This window comes from Variovorax sp. P4_B10 (assembly GCF_056402375.1).
Genome location: NZ_JBFUHN010000018.1, coordinates 1 through 14815, shown reverse-complemented (window position 1 = coordinate 14815; position 14815 = coordinate 1). Strand labels below are relative to the sequence as shown.

The following is a 14815-nucleotide window of genomic DNA, read 5'->3' as shown; positions in this document are numbered from 1 at the left end:
TCAGCGCGGGTCGGCAGCCATCAGCATCTCGACCATCGACCGCAGGTGCTTCCCGAGCCGCGCCGCGCCGGCCTCGTCCAGCGCCAGCGTGGCCTCGTCCATGTAGAGCCTGCGGTTGATCTCGACCTGGATGCTGTGCCGGTTCTCCGCCGGCCGGCCGTGCCGGCGCACCAGCTCCACGCCCTTGTAGGGATGGTTGTAGTCCACGCTGTAGCCCAGCGCGCGCAGGTGCGCGCAGAGCTTCTGCGACAGCGCCGGGTCGGCGGTGCTGCCGTCGCGGTCGCCGATCACGAAGTCGGCATGCGCGAGGCCCGGGAAGTCCGTGGCGTGGCTGCCCGCAATCGCCGGCATCGAGTGGCAGTTGATGTGGATGCTGTAGCCGTGCCGCGCGTGGGCCGCGTCGATGGCCTGCGCCACCGCGGCGTGGTACGGCCGCCAGCAGCTGTCGATGCGATGGCGCACCTCGTCCACCGTGAGCAGGCGGTCGTAGACCGGCAGGCCCTCGTCCGTGAGCTTCCAGACCAGGCCCTTGCCGAGCCGCACCTTGGCGAGCACGCGCGGGTCGGCCGACAGGGGCTCGGTCCAGGGGCCGTCGAGCAGCGCGGTGTCGAGCTCGGCGGTGTCGCGGTTGGCATCGAGGTAGCTGCGTGGGAAGTGGGCTTCGATCCAGGCCGCACCCATGGCGGGCGCGAAGGCATAGAGCTTCTCGACGTGCGTGTCCTCGGCCCGGCGCAGCGTGGCGAGGTCGCACACGGGCCGGAAGTCCTCGGGGTAGACGGTGCCGCTGTGCGGCGAGTCCAGCACCAGCGGCGTGTGCCCGGCGACGCTCGTCACCTGGGCGCGGGTTTGAATCAGTTTCAGAACAGGATGCATAGGCAGTTCAGGCCTCTCGCCGGGCCGCCCCAAGGGAGGCCTGCGCCCCCTCGGGGGGCTGCGAATACACGAAGTGATGAGCGTGGGGGTTCATATATCGGGGTCAGTCCAATCGGATGCGGGCGAAGGCGGCCACCTTCTTCATCTTCTCGATCTCGCTCGCGACCTGTGCCGTGAACTCGGCCGGCGTGGTGCCCGAGGCGTACAGCCCCTGCAGCGAGAGACGCTCGCGCACCGAGGCGTCCTTCAGCGCGGTGACGACGGCCTGCTGCATGCGCAGCGCGATGTCGGCCGGCGTGCCCGCGGGTGCCACCAGGCCGAACCACGACGGATCGTTGTTGGCCGCGTAGCCCAGCTCGCCGTAGGTCGGCACCTCGGGCAGCACGTCGAGCCGGCCGCTCCAGGAGACGGCCAGCGCCTTCAGCTTGCCCGCCTTCACATGCGGCAGCGAGGAAGCGACCTGGTCGAAGTACACCGGCACCTGGCCCGCGAGCACGTCGTTGATGGCGGGGCCCGCACCGCGGTAGGGGATGTGCACCATCGAGGTTCCGGTGCTGCTCTTGAAGAGTTCGCCCCACATGTGGCCGATGGTGCCGTTGCCCGGCGAGGCGTACGACACCTTCCCCGGGTTCGCCTTCAGGTACTTCACGAGTTCGGCGAAGCTCTTGACCGGCAGCACCTGCGGGTTGATGACGATCACGCCCGGCGCCTTCACCAGTTCGGTCACGCCGACGAAGCCCTTGACCGGGTCGTAGGGCAGCTTCTGGTAGACGGCCGGGTTCACGCCGTGGGTGGAGAGCGTCGCCACCCCGAAAGCCAGGCCGTCCGGCGCGGAGCGGGCCACTTCGGCCATGCCGATGGAGCCGCCGGCGCCGGCGCGGTTGTCGATCACCACGGGCTGCTGGAGGATCTTCGCGAGGGGTTCGGACAACACGCGCGCCGTGATGTCGGTGGCACCGCCGGGCGGGAACGGCACGATCATCCGGATCGGCTTGCCTTGGGCAAAGGATATTCCAGGAGCGATAGAGGCGGCGGCCAGTGTGGTGAGGAAATGGCGACGTTGCATGGGATTCTTCCAATGAGACAGAGAGTGGTGGAGCGATTTGCTGCATCACTTCAAGCAAAGGATATACCCGCTATCATTCCAATCTGGAATGATTTAATGGGCATCCGGCCATGTCCCTTCGCCGCCTCAACCCGCCTCTGAACCTGCTGCGCGCCTTCTCGACGGTGGTGCGCTTCGGCGGCGTCTCGCGCGCGGCCGAGGCGCTGCACCTCACGCAGGGCGCGGTCAGCAAGCAGGTGCAGGAGCTCGAGCGCTGGATCGGCGCACCGCTCTTCGAACGCAGCCGCAAGCGGCTGGCCCTCACCCCCGCGGGCGAACGCTACGAGAAGGCAGTGCGCGCCACGCTCGCGCAGCTGGAGGCCGCCACGCTGGAACTCATCACCAGCGGCGACGGCGGCGGCGCACTGCACCTCTCCACCCTGCCCACCTTCGGCGCCAAGTGGCTGATTCCGCGCCTGCCCGATTTCCAGCGACGCCACCCGCAGATCACGCTGCATTTCGTGCCCTTCGTGCACGGCTACGACTTCGAGCGGCCCGAGCTGGACTGCGCCATCCTGTTCGGCGACGGCCACTGGCCCGGCGCCCGTTCGCACTACCTGGCCGGGCAGGACGTGGCGCTGATCGCGCCGCGCGCGGCACAGGCCGAAGCCGTCATCCGCACACCGCAGGACGTGGCGCGCTGCACGCTGCTGCGCCACGTGACCGTGCCGCAATCGTGGGTGCAATGGAGCGAGGCGCACGGCGTACGCGGACTCGACCCGCTCGCCGGTCCGCAGTTCGACCAGTTCCAGACCATGATCCGCGCGGTGATGGTGGGCATGGGCGTGGCCCTGGTGCCGCGCTGCCTCGTGCAGGACGAGATCGTTTCCGGGCTGGTCGACGAGCCGCTGCCGGGCGGCGGCTACCGCGGCAACGAGGGCTACTGGTTCTGCTATCCCGAAGGACGCGGCCAGCTGGCCACCCTCGACCACTTCCGCAGCTGGCTGCTGGCGGAGGTCGACCGCGGCGGGGAGGCGGTGCCCGCCCCGCCCTGACCCGGCCGCGGGCTACTCGGGCTTGGCGCCTGAGGCCTTCACCGCCGCACCCCAGAGCCCGATCTCGCTCGCCACGAAGCGGTCGAATTCGGGCCCGCTCGTGGGCGCGGGCTCGGAGCCCCGGTCGCGGATGAAGCGCGCCATCTGCTCGCTCTTCAGGATGTCCGTCACCTCGTGGTTCAGCCGCGCCACGATCTCGGGCGGCGTGCCGCGCGGCGCCATCAGGCCGAGCCAGCCCACGGCCTCGAAGTTCTTCGTGCCGGCCACGCCGCTTTCGCGCACGGTGGGCACCTCGGGCAGCTGCGACGAGCGCGTCGCCGAGGTCACCGCGAGCGCAATCGCCTTGCCCGCCTTGATGTGCGGCAGCGCGGCCGTCACCGAATCGACCATCAGCGGAATCTGGTTGCCCAGGAAATCCGACTGCGCCGGGCCGCTGCCCCGGTACGGAATGTGCGTGATGAACACATGCGCTGCCGACTTGTACATCTCGCCCGAGAGATGCTGTGTGCCGCCGATGCCCGCGCTGGCGTAGCTCAGCCGGCCGGGCTCGGCCCTGGCGCGCGCCGTGAGGTCGCCCAGCGTGCGGATGCCACTCTCGGGCGTCGCGAGAAAGACCAGCGGCACCTTCGCGATCAGCGAGATGCCGACCAGGTCGCGGCGCGGGTCGAAGCCCGGCTTGGCATAGAGCGTCTGGTTCACCGCCATCGCGCTGCCGGCCACCACCAGCGTGTAGCCGTCGGGCGGCGCGCGCACCACGAATTCGGTGCCGATGTTGCTGCCCGCGCCGGCCTTGTTGTCGACGATCACGGGCTGGCCCAGCCGCTTGCCGAGCTGTTCGGCGAGTGCGCGGGCGAAGATGTCGGTGGCCTGTCCCGGCGGGAAAGGCACGACCAGCTTGACGGGCTTGTCAGGCCACGCGGCGGCCTGGGCCAGGCCCGCGCCGCCCAGCAGCATCGCTGCGGCCAGGCTGGCGGCAAGGTATCGGCGCTGCATGCGTCTTCAGGGCGCCGAGAGGTGCTTGCCCACGATGCCCGCGAGCTCGAACATCGTCACCTGGTCCTTGCCGAACACCGGCTTGAGCTTGGCGTCGGCGTTGATCGCGCGCTTGTTGGCCGCATCCTGCAGGCCGTTGGCCTTGATGTAGTCCCACAGCTTCTTGATGACCTCGGTGCGCGCCACCGGGTCGGCGCCGATCACCGCGGCCAGCGAATCGCTCGGCTTCAGGCCTGCGCCCGGCTTGCGCGGCGCGGCGGCCTTCTTCGCGGCCGGCGCCTTCTTGGCGGCAGGTGTCTTCTTCGCCGCGACCTTCTTGGCCGCAGCGGTCTTGCCCGCGGGCGCCTTGCCGAAGGTCTTGCGCGGCGGGAACTTGCTGCCGCCTTCGCGCGGCGCGAACTCGAAGGTCACCTTGCCCTCCTCGGCGTTCCACGTCAGGAAGGCCTTGAAGGCGCGGCGGGTGCGCATGCTCACGAACTTGTCGAGCAGGTCGGTCTTGCCGGTGGCGAGCAGCTTTTCCATCTGCGCGCGCTCCACCGGCTGCTGCAGGATGATCTTGCCGGTCTTGAAGGTGCAGCTCGGTGTGGGCTGCGCGGTGGTCGGCACCGACTTCTCGCAGACGTAGTTGCTGCCGTGCTCGAACACCGGCGCGCCGCAGACCGGGCATGGGCCCACCGTGTCCTGCTCGCTGAAGTCGACGATCTCGCCGGTGTCGCCATTCTTGTCGTCGCCGAAGTCGAACTCCAGCTTCCAGTTCTTCGCTTCCTCGTCGAACTTGAGGATGATCTCGGAGGTGAAGGGCCAGCCCGCCTTGGAGCGGAAGCCTTCCAATGGACCGATGTGCTTGTTGGCCAGCAGCGCCTCGGCCTCGGCCACCTCGAAGGTGCGTCCGGCCGGCGACTTGCCGAACGAGAAGCCGCAGGCGTCCTCGCCCGTGCCGCTCTTGCCGGTGCAGCCGTAGCGGCGGTAGTTTTCCTTCACCACGCCGCCGCAGTTGGGGCACGGCGTCGAGAGTGTCGCGTAGTCGCCCGGCACGGTGTCGCGGTCGTATTCCTTGGCCTTCTTGACGATGTGCTCCGTCATCTCGGCGATCTCGCGCATGAAGGCGTCGCGGCTCAGTGCGCCCTTCTCCATCTGCGCGAGCTTGTATTCCCATTCGCCGGTCAGCTCGGCCTTGGAGAGTTCTTCCACGCCCAGACCGCGCAAGAGCGTCATGAGCTGGAAGGCCTTGGCGGTCGGGATCAGCTCGCGGCCTTCGCGCAGCATGTACTTCTCGGCGATCAGCCCTTCGATGGTGGCGGCGCGCGTGGCTGGCGTGCCGAGGCCCTTCTCCTGCATGGCCTCGCGCAGCTCGTCGTCGTCGATGGTCTTGCCGGCGCCTTCCATGGCGCCGAGCAGCGTGGCTTCCGAGTAGCGAGCCGGCGGGCGCGTCTTCAGGCCCTTGATGTCGGCCGACTCGGTCTTGACGATCTCGCCCGGCTTCACCGGCACGAGGCGCTTGCCGTCCTTGTCGTCTTCCTTCTCGTCGTCTTGCGCTTCCTTGCCGTAGATCGCCAGCCAGCCCGGCTTCACCAGCACCTTGCCGTCGGTGCGGAACGGATACTTCTTGCCGCCCTGCTCGACCGTGCTGATGCGCGTGGTCACCTGGTGCTCGGCGCTCGGGAAGAACACCGACATGAAGCGCCGCACCACGAAGTCATACAGCTTCTGCTCGGCTTCGCTCAGGCCGCTCGGGGCCTGCAGAGTCGGGATGATCGCAAAGTGATCCGACACCTTGGCGTTGTCGAAGATGCGCTTGTTGGGTTTGACGTAGTTGCCGTCGACCGCCTGCTTGGCGAACGGCGCCAGGTGCTTCATGCCGCTCTCGGCGAGCATCTCCATGGTCTGCTTCACCACCGGCAGATAGTCTTCGGGCAGCGCGCGCGAATCGGTACGCGGGTAGGTCAGCGCCTTGTGGCGTTCGTACAGGCTCTGCGCCAGCGCCAGCGTGGTCTTGGCGCTGAAGCCGAAGCGGCCGTTGGCCTCGCGCTGCAACGAGGTCAGGTCGAACAACCCGGGCGATGCCTGCGTGGTGGGCTTGCTCTCTTCGGTGACGGTGGCGGGCTTGCCGCGCGAGGCGTTGGCGATGGCCAGCGCTTCCTGCTCGTGCCAGACGCGGTCCGCCCGTTGTTCAGGGTCCGGTTCTCCATTCGCGAGAAGCGGCGCGTTGGCCTTCTTCCAGTCGGGGTTGAACCACTTGCCCGGGTACTCGCCGGCCTCGGCCGCAAAGCTGCCGTGCACTTCCCAATAGTTGCGCGAGACGAACTTGCGGATCTGCTCCTCGCGCTCCACCACCACCGACAGCGTTGGCGTCTGCACGCGGCCCACGGTCGTCAGGAAGAAGCCGCCGTCGCGCGAATTGAACGCCGTCATGGCGCGCGTGCCGTTGATGCCCACCAGCCAGTCGGCCTCGGAGCGCGAGCGCGCGGCATCGGCCAGGCCCTGCATCTGCTTCTCGGTGCGCAGCGCGTCGAAGCCGTCGCGGATCGCCTGCGGCGTCATCGATTGCAGCCACAGGCGCTTGACCGGCTTGCCCAGCGGGCTCTTGCCGCCGGCGTATTGCTCGATCAGGCGGAAGATCAGCTCGCCCTCGCGGCCCGCGTCGCAGGCGTTGATGAGCTGCGTCACGTCCTTGCGCTTGGCCTGCTTGACCACGGCGTTCAGGCGCGTCTTCGTCTTGTCGACCGGCTTCAGGTCGAAATGCGGCGGAATCACCGGCAGGTTGGCGAAGCTCCACTTGCCGCGCTTGACGTCGAACTCCTCGGGCGCCTGGATTTCGACCAGGTGACCGACAGCGCTGGTCACGACATAGCTGTCGTTCTCGAAATGCTCGTCATGTTTGTCGAATTTGCCGGCCACCGGCGTGAGTGCACGGACGATGTCCTGTGCCACCGACGGCTTTTCTGCAATTACCAAAGTCTTTGTCATCTGAGGGCTCTCTATACTCTGCGGCTTCCCGCGTGCGCACGCGCACACGCGCATGTGTGCATATTCAAACTAACAGACTTCGGCGATGCCTTCCAAATCCCCACTTTCCGGCGGCCGCGACACGGAAGCCCTTCATCCCCCCGAGGGGGAGGCGCGGCCTGCCTCGAGGCGGCCCAGCGGCCGCCGCATCCAGACGCGCCGTTCCACCGTCCATGGCAACGGCGTGTTTGCCGTACAGGACCTGGCCGAAGGCGAAACGCTGATCGAATACAAGGGCGAGGTCATCAACTGGAAAGAGGCGCTGCGCCGCCATCCGCATGACCCGGCCCAGCCGAACCACACCTTCTACTTCCACATCGATGACGGGCGCGTGATCGACGGCCATGTCAATGGCAATGCCGCCCGCTGGATCAATCACTCGTGCGAGCCGAACTGCGAGGCCGACGAAGTCGATGGGCGCGTTTATATCAAGGCGCTGCGCAACATCGCAGCAGGCGAAGAGCTCAACTACGACTACGGCCTGATCATCGACGAGCCGTACACGCCGAAGCTCCTGTCCGAATTTCCTTGCTGGTGCGGCTCCGAGCAGTGCCGCGGCACGCTGCTGACACCCAAGGACGAGGACGAAGAGAAGAAAAAGAAGAAAAAGGCGAAGAAGAAGGCTGAAAAGAAAAAGGCTGAGAAGAAGGAAGCCAAAAAGGCTGAGAAGAAAGCCGACAAAAAGGCCGAGAAGAAGTCCAAAAAGGACAAGTCCGACAAGGACTGAGCATGAGCAACACCACGGCCGCCTGGTTCGAAGACCGGATCGCCGCGGCGGTGGCGCCGCTGTTGCCGGGGTTCACGGTCGAGGCCGTGGCCGAAATCGACTCCACCAACACCGAGCTGATGCGCCGCGCGCGCGCAGGCCGTGTCGAGCCCGTGCTGCTGGTGGCCGAGCGCCAGACCGCAGGTCGCGGCCGCCTCGGCCGGCCCTGGCAGAGCGCGCAGCAGCAGGAAGAGCAGCCCTCGCTGACCTTCTCGCTCGGCCTGCCGCTCGCGCCGGCCGACTGGTCGGGCCTGTCGCTTGCCGTCGGTGTCAGCGTGGCCGAAAGCCTCGACCCTGCGGGCGAACACAAGGTCGGCCTCAAGTGGCCCAACGACCTCTGGGTGGACGACCGCAAGCTGGCCGGCATCCTGATCGAAACCGCATTGCCGCACGCCGGTGGGCCCGATGCGCAGCGCTATCTGGTGATCGGTATCGGCATCAACATCGGCGCACGCGAGGCCGACGGCATGCGCACACCACCGGCCTGGCTGCGCCAATGGCGCCCGGACGCGACCGCGCCCGAGGTGCTGCGCGAACTGGCCGCACCGCTGGTGCGCAGCGTGCTCGCCTTCGAGGCACAGGGCTTCGCGCAGTTTGCCGAGCGCTTTGCGGCGCGCGACGTGTTGCGCGGCCGCGAGGTGGTGCTCAGCGATGGTACTGCGGGCGTCTGCGAAGGCGTGGCCTGGAGCGGCGAGCTGCAGGTGCGCACGGCCGCGGGCCTGCAAACGATCACGAGCGACGAAGTGAGCGTGCGCCCTCGCGGCATGGCCTTCTGAACATCATCATGAAACTGCGCTTGCTACTCATCGCCCTGCTGCTGGCCAATGCCGGCTATTTCCTGTGGGCGCGTGGCGACCTGGTGGGTTTCGGCCTCGCGCCGGCGAGCCTCAACGAGCGCGAGCCGCAGCGCATGGCGCGGCAGATCAAGCCCGAGTGGGTGCAGATCCGCAAGGAAGCGAAGGCCGGCGCGCCCGCGCCGTAATTCCACAGGGGGCGGGTTTCATCCTGGTGCCCCGCTATCGAAGCGCACCGTGAAACGCGCACCGGGCGGCTGCTTGCCGGGGTGCGCGTCTTCCAGCTTGATCTGCGCGAGGTGCTGGTTCGCAATCTCGCGCACGATCGGCAGGCCCAGCCCCGAGCCGTCGGCCTCGTTGCCGAGCACGCGGTAGAACGGCTCGAACACCAGTTCGCGGTCGGACTCGGCGATGCCCGGGCCGTTGTCCTCCACCTGCAGCAGCAGCACATGGCCGAAGGGATCGGCCAGCACGCGCGCGGTGATCACACCGGGGCGCTCGGGGGTCGAAGGCGTGTAGTTGAGTGCGTTGTCGACCAGGTTGCGCACCAGCTCCTTCAACAGCGTCGGGTTGCCGTCGAACACCACGCCGGGCGCGCCCGCCTCCGCGCCGTCGTAGCCGATGTCGATGCGCTTTTCGATCGCGCGCGGCACGGCCTCGCGCACCACCTCGATCGTGAGCCGCGCCAGGTCGCAGGGCTGGCGATGGGTGTTGGCGCTGTTGCCTTCGGCGCGCGCCAGCGACAGCAGCTGGTTCACCGTGTGCGTGGCGCGCACGCTGGCGCGGCCGATCTGCTTGAGCGACTGCTTGAGCTCGTTGGCATTGGCGCCTTCGCGCTGCGCCAGGTCGGCCTGCATGCGCAGGCCCGCGAGCGGCGTCTTAAGCTGGTGGGCTGCGTCGGCGAGGAAGCGCTTCTGGGTGTCGATGGAGTCGTTGAGCTTGTTCAGGAGCTCGTTGACCGACGACACCAGCGGCACCACCTCGAGCGGCACCGACGATTCGTCGAGCGGGCTCAGGTCGCCGGGGCGCCGTTCGCGGATGCGCGCCTCCACCACCGACAGCGGCTTGATGCCGCGCACCAGCGCAAGCCAGATCAGCAGCACCGCGAGCGGCAGGATCGCGAACTGCGGCAGCAGCACGCCCTTGATGATCTCGATGGCGAGCACGGACTGCTTCTCGCGCGTCTCGGCCAGCTGCAGCAGCGTGGGGGGGACCTCGTCGGTGCCGCTGGCGATCCAGAGCGAGGCCACCCGGACGGGGTTTCCGTGGACTTCGCTGTTGCTCAGCAGCACGACGCCGGGACTCGGCGGGTCGTCCACGTTCGGGCGCGGCAGCTCGCGCTCGCCGCCGAGCAGCGTGCCGTGACCGTCGAGCAGCTGGTAGTAGACATGGCCGGCTTCGTCGGCGCGCAGGATCTCGCGCGCCGGCTGCGAGAGCACGAACTGGGTCTGGCCCTGCTTCACCGTCACCAGTTCGGCCAGCGCCTTGATGTTGTGCGAAAGCGCGCGGTCGTAGGGTGCGTTGGCGATGCCCTGTGCCACCAGCCAGGTAACGCCGATGCTCACCGGCACCAGCAGCAGCAGCGGCGTGAGCATCCAGTCGAGGATCTCGCCGAACAGGGAGCGCTGGGCGCGCTGGAAGAGCTTCAAGGGACAGGTTCCTGATGAGGCGCGAGAAATTTCTAATCCGCGTGACTTAGTGCCGTTGCAACGAGCCGCTTCGCGGGCGGTCGCATGGGTGTCCGGTTGTAGTCTCTGCATGCAGTTTCTGCAATTCAAAAAATCTCAGGGAGAGAGTCATGAAAAACAAATCGTTGGGCGGCTGTCCGCAGCCGTTGTGGATCGCCGCGACCGTGTTGGCCGCAGGTGTCGGGGTGACCGGATGTGGGGGCGGTGGCGGGGGTGGAGGCGGCGGCGGTGGATTTCCGTTGCCGTTGGTTCCGCCGGTCGCAACGGCACCCGCTCCCGCACCGGCCCCTGCGCCGGCTCCTGCGCCGAATCGCGATCCGCTTCCAGGCAGCGAGGCGCTGCCGTCGTTGAGTGCACCCCAGGCCGGGTCGACCGCCGCGGTGGGCAACGACAGCGAAGGCGTCTATGTCACGCTGCGCGGCCTCGCCTACGTCGGCGCCGATGGCGCGATCGCGCGGCAGTTCAACGTCGGCTCGCTATGGGGGTCGATCAAGACGACCGGCCTCAACTGGACTTTCAATCCGGACACGACCTTCTACTTCGTCGGTGCATCTCCCGTGACGGGCTCCGGCACCTTTTCGCCGAAGGTTTCGATGGACGGGACCTATGCTTATGGTTCGCGCGAGTCGTCGGCGTTCGGGCCGCTGAGCTACGCGATCGAGAACGCCCTGGCGGTCTCGCAGGACAGTGTCGTGGGCAAGTGGGCCAACACGGACACCAGCTTCGGCATCAGCATCTCGGTCGAAGTCGACGCCAAGGGAGCATTCACCGGCAAGACGACCGGCGTGCAGGTGGGCAACTGCAGCATCTCGGGCACAGTGGCACAGGCGCAGCCCGGCACGTCCAAGAACATGTACGGCGTTACGATGACGGCGGTCGACGCCGGTACCGATACGAAGACAGCCTGCCAGCTCGATACCACCCTGCCCTATGCGGGACCTGCCGTCATATCGCTGGTGCCGGCGGGCAACTTCGACAGCAACGGCTATTTCCGGGGGATCTCGTTCCTGGTCAAGAGCGGCGCTGGCGCCACGCTCTCCGCGAACCTTCGCAAGCAGTTGTAGCGATCCCCCTCGCGGACAGGGCTCAGCCAGGGATCTTCTCGAGGCAATAGCCCAGTCCGCGAACCGTCGCAATGCGCACCGGGCCCTTCTCGATCTTCTTGCGCAGGCGGTGGATGTAGACCTCGATGGCGTTGAGGCTCACCTCCTCGCCCCATTCGCACAGGCGGTCGACCAGCTGGTCCTTGCTCACCAGCCGGCCGGCGCGCTGCAGCAGCACCTCGAGCAGGCCGAGTTCGCGCGCCGACAGTTCGATCATCTTGCCGTCGATGGTCGCCACGCGGCCGGCCTGGTCGTAGACCAGCGGGCCGTGGCGGATCGCGTTGCTGGTGGCGCCCATGCCGCGCCGCGTGAGGGCGCGCACGCGCGCCTCGAGCTCCTGCAGGCTGAAGGGCTTGGCCATGTAGTCGTCGGCGCCGTGGTCCAGGCCCTTGACGCGCTCTTCCACGCTGTCGGCCGCGGTGAGCACCAGCACCGGCAGCTGCGAGCCGCGGGCACGCAGGCGTTTCAGGATCTCGATGCCGTGCAGGCTGGGCAGCCCGAGGTCGAGGATCAGCAGATCGAACTCGTTGTGGGTCATGAGCGCGGTGTCGGCTTGCGAGCCGTTCGCCACGTGGTCGACCGCCGCGCCCGAGGTGCGCAGGCTGCGCAGCAGGGCATCGGCCAGCACCTGGTCGTCTTCGGCAATCAGAATCCGCATAGGCCACCTCCGGCAGTGTCGGCGCCCCTTGGCGCGCGTTGATCTCCGCCTTGGAGTCTAGCCCTCTGTGTAGGCTTCCAGTCCGATGGTTACCACGGTGGCGATCTCGTCGCCGACGCTGCTGCGGAACTCGCGCTCGGCCTGGGTCACCGCGCTGCGGAAGGCGTCGAGCCAGGCCAGCCCGTCGGCCGTGAAGAGCACGCGCCGCGCCCGCGCGTCGAGCGGATCGGGGCCGCGCGTGACCAGCCCCCAGGCCTCGCACTGGTCGACCAGCGCGCCCATCGCCTGCTTGGTCATGCCGGCGCGCTCGGCCAGTTCGGTCAGGCGCGAACCCTCGCGCGACAGATGGCGTGTGATGTGGATGTGCGCAGCGCTCACCTGGGCGCGGGCGGCGAGGTTCGAGAGGGCCAGCGGCACGTCGACGTCGTGCGCCATCAGCGCCAGCACGCGCTCGTCGAAGCGGCGCATCGCGTGGCCCAGCAGGCGGCCCAGGTGGGTCTGGCGCCAGGCGTCGGAATCGGGCGGAAAGGCGGCTTCTGGCATGGTCCGGAATGGTAAAGCAAACTGATCAAAAAATGGGTTTACGGAAACCCATGAGCCCCTACACTACTGTTCAAGCATCCAGCCTGTGATTAAAAGCAGATGGATGAAACCCGACACAAACCATTGATCTTCAAGGAGTTTTCCACATGGACGCAGTCGTCAAGGGCACCAGCATCTCGGTCGCCAACAGTGAAAAGGCCAAGGCCCTGCAGGCCGCGCTGGCCCAGATCGAAAAGCAATTCGGCAAGGGCACGATCATGCGGCTCGGCGAAGGCGAGGCCCTCGAGGACATCCAGGTGGTCTCCACCGGCTCGCTGGGCCTGGACATCGCCCTGGGCGTCGGCGGCCTGCCGCGCGGCCGGGTGATCGAAATCTACGGCCCGGAATCGTCGGGCAAGACCACGCTCACGCTGCAGGTCATCGCCGCCATGCAGAAGCAGGCCGGCACCTGCGCCTTCGTCGATGCCGAGCATGCGCTCGACGTGCAGTACGCCCAGAAGCTCGGCGTGAACCTGTCCGACCTGCTGATCAGCCAGCCCGACACCGGCGAGCAGGCCCTCGAAATCGTCGACTCGCTGGTGCGCTCGGGCGCCGTCGACCTGATCGTGATCGACTCGGTCGCCGCGCTCACGCCCAAGGCCGAAATCGAGGGCGAAATGGGCGACTCGCTGCCCGGCCTGCAGGCCCGCCTGATGAGCCAGGCGCTGCGCAAGCTCACCGCCACCATCAAGAAGACCAACTGCATGGTCATCTTCATCAACCAGATCCGCATGAAGATCGGCGTGATGTTCGGCTCGCCCGAAACCACCACCGGCGGCAACGCGCTGAAGTTCTACGCCTCGGTGCGCCTGGACATCCGCCGCATCGGCACCATCAAGAAGGGCGACGAGGCCATCGGCAACGAAACCAAGGTCAAGGTGGTGAAGAACAAGGTCAGCCCTCCGTTCAAGACGGCGGAGTTCGACATCCTGTTCGGCGAGGGCATCAGCCGCGAAGGCGAAATCATCGACATGGGCGTCACGGCCAAGATCGTCGACAAGTCGGGCGCCTGGTATGCCTACAACGGCGAGAAGATCGGCCAGGGCCGCGACAATGCCCGCGAGTTCCTGCGCGAGAACCCCGAGCTGTCGCGCGAGATCGAGAACAAGGTGCGCGAATCGCTGGGCATTCCGCTGCTGGCGGCCGATGCCGGGACCGAGCCCGAAAAGGCCGAGAAGCCTGCCAAGGCGCCCAAGGCTGACAAGGGCGAATAAAGCCCCGATGCGGCTCTCTCCGACGAGGGCCGCGCGAGCGACCTCCAGATGGCCTTCGGTGCCCCCTCCCTCAAAGGCCGCGCACTGCGGCTCCTGAGCCAGCGCGAGCATTCGCGCGCGGAACTGGAGCGCAAGCTGGCCAGGCACGAAGAAGAACCCGGCACGCTGGCCCGCGCGCTCGACGAACTGGCGGCCAAGGACTTCATCAGCGAGCCGCGCGTGGTGGCCTCGGTGCTGAATCAGCGTGCCGCCCGCTCGGGCGCATTGCGGGTGCGCCAGGAGTTGCAGGCCAAGGGCATCGCGCCCGAAGCCATCGCCGAAGCGGTGGCCAGCCTGCAGGACACGGAAGTCGAACGCGCCACGGCCCTGTGGCGCCGCCGCTTCGACGCGGCGCCCACGGACGCGAAAGAGCGGGCCAGGCAAACCCGGTTCCTGCTGGCGCGCGGCTTTTCGGGCGCGGTGGTGGCCAAGGTCCTCAGGAGCGACTTCGATGAAGCAGACGAATGAAGACAACAGCGCCGCGCAGTCGCGCGTCATCACGCAGCGCGTGGCCTGCGAATGGCGCCGCGCCTACGCACTGGCCGCCGACCCGGCGCGCCTGCCCGACTGGGCCAGTGGACTGGCCAAGAGCGCGCTGGTGCGCCATGGCGATCACTGGGTGGCGACGACACCCGATGGCGAAGCCCGCCTGCGCTTTGCGCCGGCCAACGAGTTCGGCGTGCTCGACCACTGGGTCGCGCCCGAAGGCGTGCCCGAGGTCTACCTGCCGTTCCGCGTGATCGGTGTGGCGCCGGGCGCCTGCGAACTGCAGTTCACGCTGCTGCGCCAGCCGCACATGGACGATGCGGCCTTCGAGCGCGATGCGGAATGGGTGGCGCGCGACCTGCAGTCGCTGCGGCACCTGCTCGAAGCTGGCTGACTCGGCCACTGGTGCACGGGGAATTCGGGGGGGCGTGCACAGGCCACCGGGTGCTCCCCTCCGCGAATGTCCCCCGCTTCGCTCCTCCTTTATTTCGCTGCGGGGAGCACCCGGTGCCC

At 67.7% G+C, this 14815-nt stretch carries 15 protein-coding genes; 8 read left to right on the top strand and 7 right to left on the bottom strand.

Annotation, left to right across the window (positions count from 1 at the left end; genetic code table 11):
• Together AC1DXX_RS11130 and AC1DXX_RS11125 are read right to left on the bottom strand one after the other, a co-directional pair.
• Positions 1-873, bottom strand: a complete 873-nt coding sequence (locus AC1DXX_RS11130; protein WP_478134244.1) for an N-formylglutamate amidohydrolase — start codon at positions 871-873, stop codon at positions 1-3.
• Positions 874-976: 103 nt separating this feature from the next.
• Complete coding sequence (locus tag AC1DXX_RS11125) at positions 977-1939, bottom strand: tripartite tricarboxylate transporter substrate binding protein BugE (protein ID WP_478134243.1); 963 nt, start codon at positions 1937-1939, stop codon at positions 977-979.
• Positions 1940-2049: 110 nt separating this feature from the next.
• Between AC1DXX_RS11125 and AC1DXX_RS11120 the strand changes: the two genes are divergently transcribed.
• Positions 2050-2973 carry a LysR substrate-binding domain-containing protein gene (locus tag AC1DXX_RS11120; RefSeq protein WP_478134242.1) on the top strand — a complete coding sequence of 308 codons (924 nt, stop codon included), beginning with the start codon at positions 2050-2052 and terminating at the stop codon, positions 2971-2973.
• A gap of 12 nt (positions 2974-2985) precedes the next feature.
• Here the strand turns inward: AC1DXX_RS11120 and AC1DXX_RS11115 are convergent, their stop codons facing one another.
• Positions 2986-3966, bottom strand: a complete 981-nt coding sequence (locus tag AC1DXX_RS11115; RefSeq protein ID WP_478134241.1) for a tripartite tricarboxylate transporter substrate binding protein — start codon at positions 3964-3966, stop codon at positions 2986-2988.
• A 6-nt stretch (positions 3967-3972) separates the two neighbouring features.
• The gene (locus AC1DXX_RS11110; RefSeq protein ID WP_478134240.1) at positions 3973-6933 is read right to left on the bottom strand and encodes a DNA topoisomerase III; all 2961 of its coding nucleotides are present in this window, start codon (positions 6931-6933) and stop codon (positions 3973-3975) included.
• A gap of 85 nt (positions 6934-7018) precedes the next feature.
• Here AC1DXX_RS11110 and AC1DXX_RS11105 point away from each other — a divergent pair, with 85 nt between their 5' ends.
• The 3 genes from AC1DXX_RS11105 to AC1DXX_RS11095 are packed head-to-tail and all read left to right on the top strand — an operon-like array spanning position 7019 to position 8720.
• Positions 7019-7699, top strand: a complete 681-nt coding sequence (locus tag AC1DXX_RS11105; protein WP_478134239.1) for an SET domain-containing protein — start codon at positions 7019-7021, stop codon at positions 7697-7699.
• Positions 7700-7701: 2 nt separating this feature from the next.
• Positions 7702-8514 (top strand): biotin--[acetyl-CoA-carboxylase] ligase, encoded by an 813-nt coding sequence (locus tag AC1DXX_RS11100; protein WP_478134238.1) that lies wholly within the window; start codon positions 7702-7704, stop codon positions 8512-8514.
• A gap of 8 nt (positions 8515-8522) precedes the next feature.
• Complete coding sequence (locus AC1DXX_RS11095) at positions 8523-8720, top strand: sporulation protein (protein ID WP_478134237.1); 198 nt, start codon at positions 8523-8525, stop codon at positions 8718-8720.
• An 18-nt stretch (positions 8721-8738) separates the two neighbouring features.
• On the opposite strand, the gene AC1DXX_RS11090 is transcribed toward AC1DXX_RS11095, so the two are convergent.
• Entirely contained in the window at positions 8739-10181 is a 1443-nt protein-coding gene (locus AC1DXX_RS11090) for a sensor histidine kinase N-terminal domain-containing protein (protein WP_478134236.1), read from the bottom strand.
• 149 nt (positions 10182-10330) lie between these two features.
• Here AC1DXX_RS11090 and AC1DXX_RS11085 point away from each other — a divergent pair, with 149 nt between their 5' ends.
• Positions 10331-11284: a hypothetical protein gene (locus AC1DXX_RS11085; protein WP_478134235.1), complete on the top strand. Its 954-nt coding sequence runs from the start codon at positions 10331-10333 to the stop codon at positions 11282-11284.
• A gap of 22 nt (positions 11285-11306) precedes the next feature.
• Here the strand turns inward: AC1DXX_RS11085 and AC1DXX_RS11080 are convergent, their stop codons facing one another.
• Positions 11307-11981: a response regulator transcription factor gene (locus AC1DXX_RS11080; RefSeq protein ID WP_354352822.1), complete on the bottom strand. Its 675-nt coding sequence runs from the start codon at positions 11979-11981 to the stop codon at positions 11307-11309.
• 57 nt (positions 11982-12038) lie between these two features.
• The gene (locus tag AC1DXX_RS11075; protein ID WP_478134234.1) at positions 12039-12524 is read right to left on the bottom strand and encodes a MarR family winged helix-turn-helix transcriptional regulator; all 486 of its coding nucleotides are present in this window, start codon (positions 12522-12524) and stop codon (positions 12039-12041) included.
• A 146-nt stretch (positions 12525-12670) separates the two neighbouring features.
• Between AC1DXX_RS11075 and recA the strand changes: the two genes are divergently transcribed.
• Genes recA through AC1DXX_RS11060 form a run of 3 tightly spaced genes read left to right on the top strand, consistent with a single transcriptional unit; the run spans position 12671 to position 14696 of the window.
• A complete protein-coding gene (gene recA / locus AC1DXX_RS11070) occupies positions 12671-13777 on the top strand; it encodes a recombinase RecA (protein WP_478134233.1) in 1107 nt (368 codons plus the stop codon).
• Positions 13778-13825: 48 nt separating this feature from the next.
• Positions 13826-14284, top strand: coding sequence for a recombination regulator RecX (gene recX, locus AC1DXX_RS11065; protein WP_478134232.1), 459 nt, complete (start codon positions 13826-13828; stop codon positions 14282-14284).
• On the top strand, positions 14268-14696 hold the full coding sequence (locus AC1DXX_RS11060; RefSeq protein WP_478134231.1) for an SRPBCC family protein: 429 nt from the start codon (positions 14268-14270) through the stop codon (positions 14694-14696). The genes recX and AC1DXX_RS11060 overlap by 17 nt, the downstream gene beginning before the upstream one ends.
• Positions 14697-14815 lie beyond the last annotated feature (119 nt).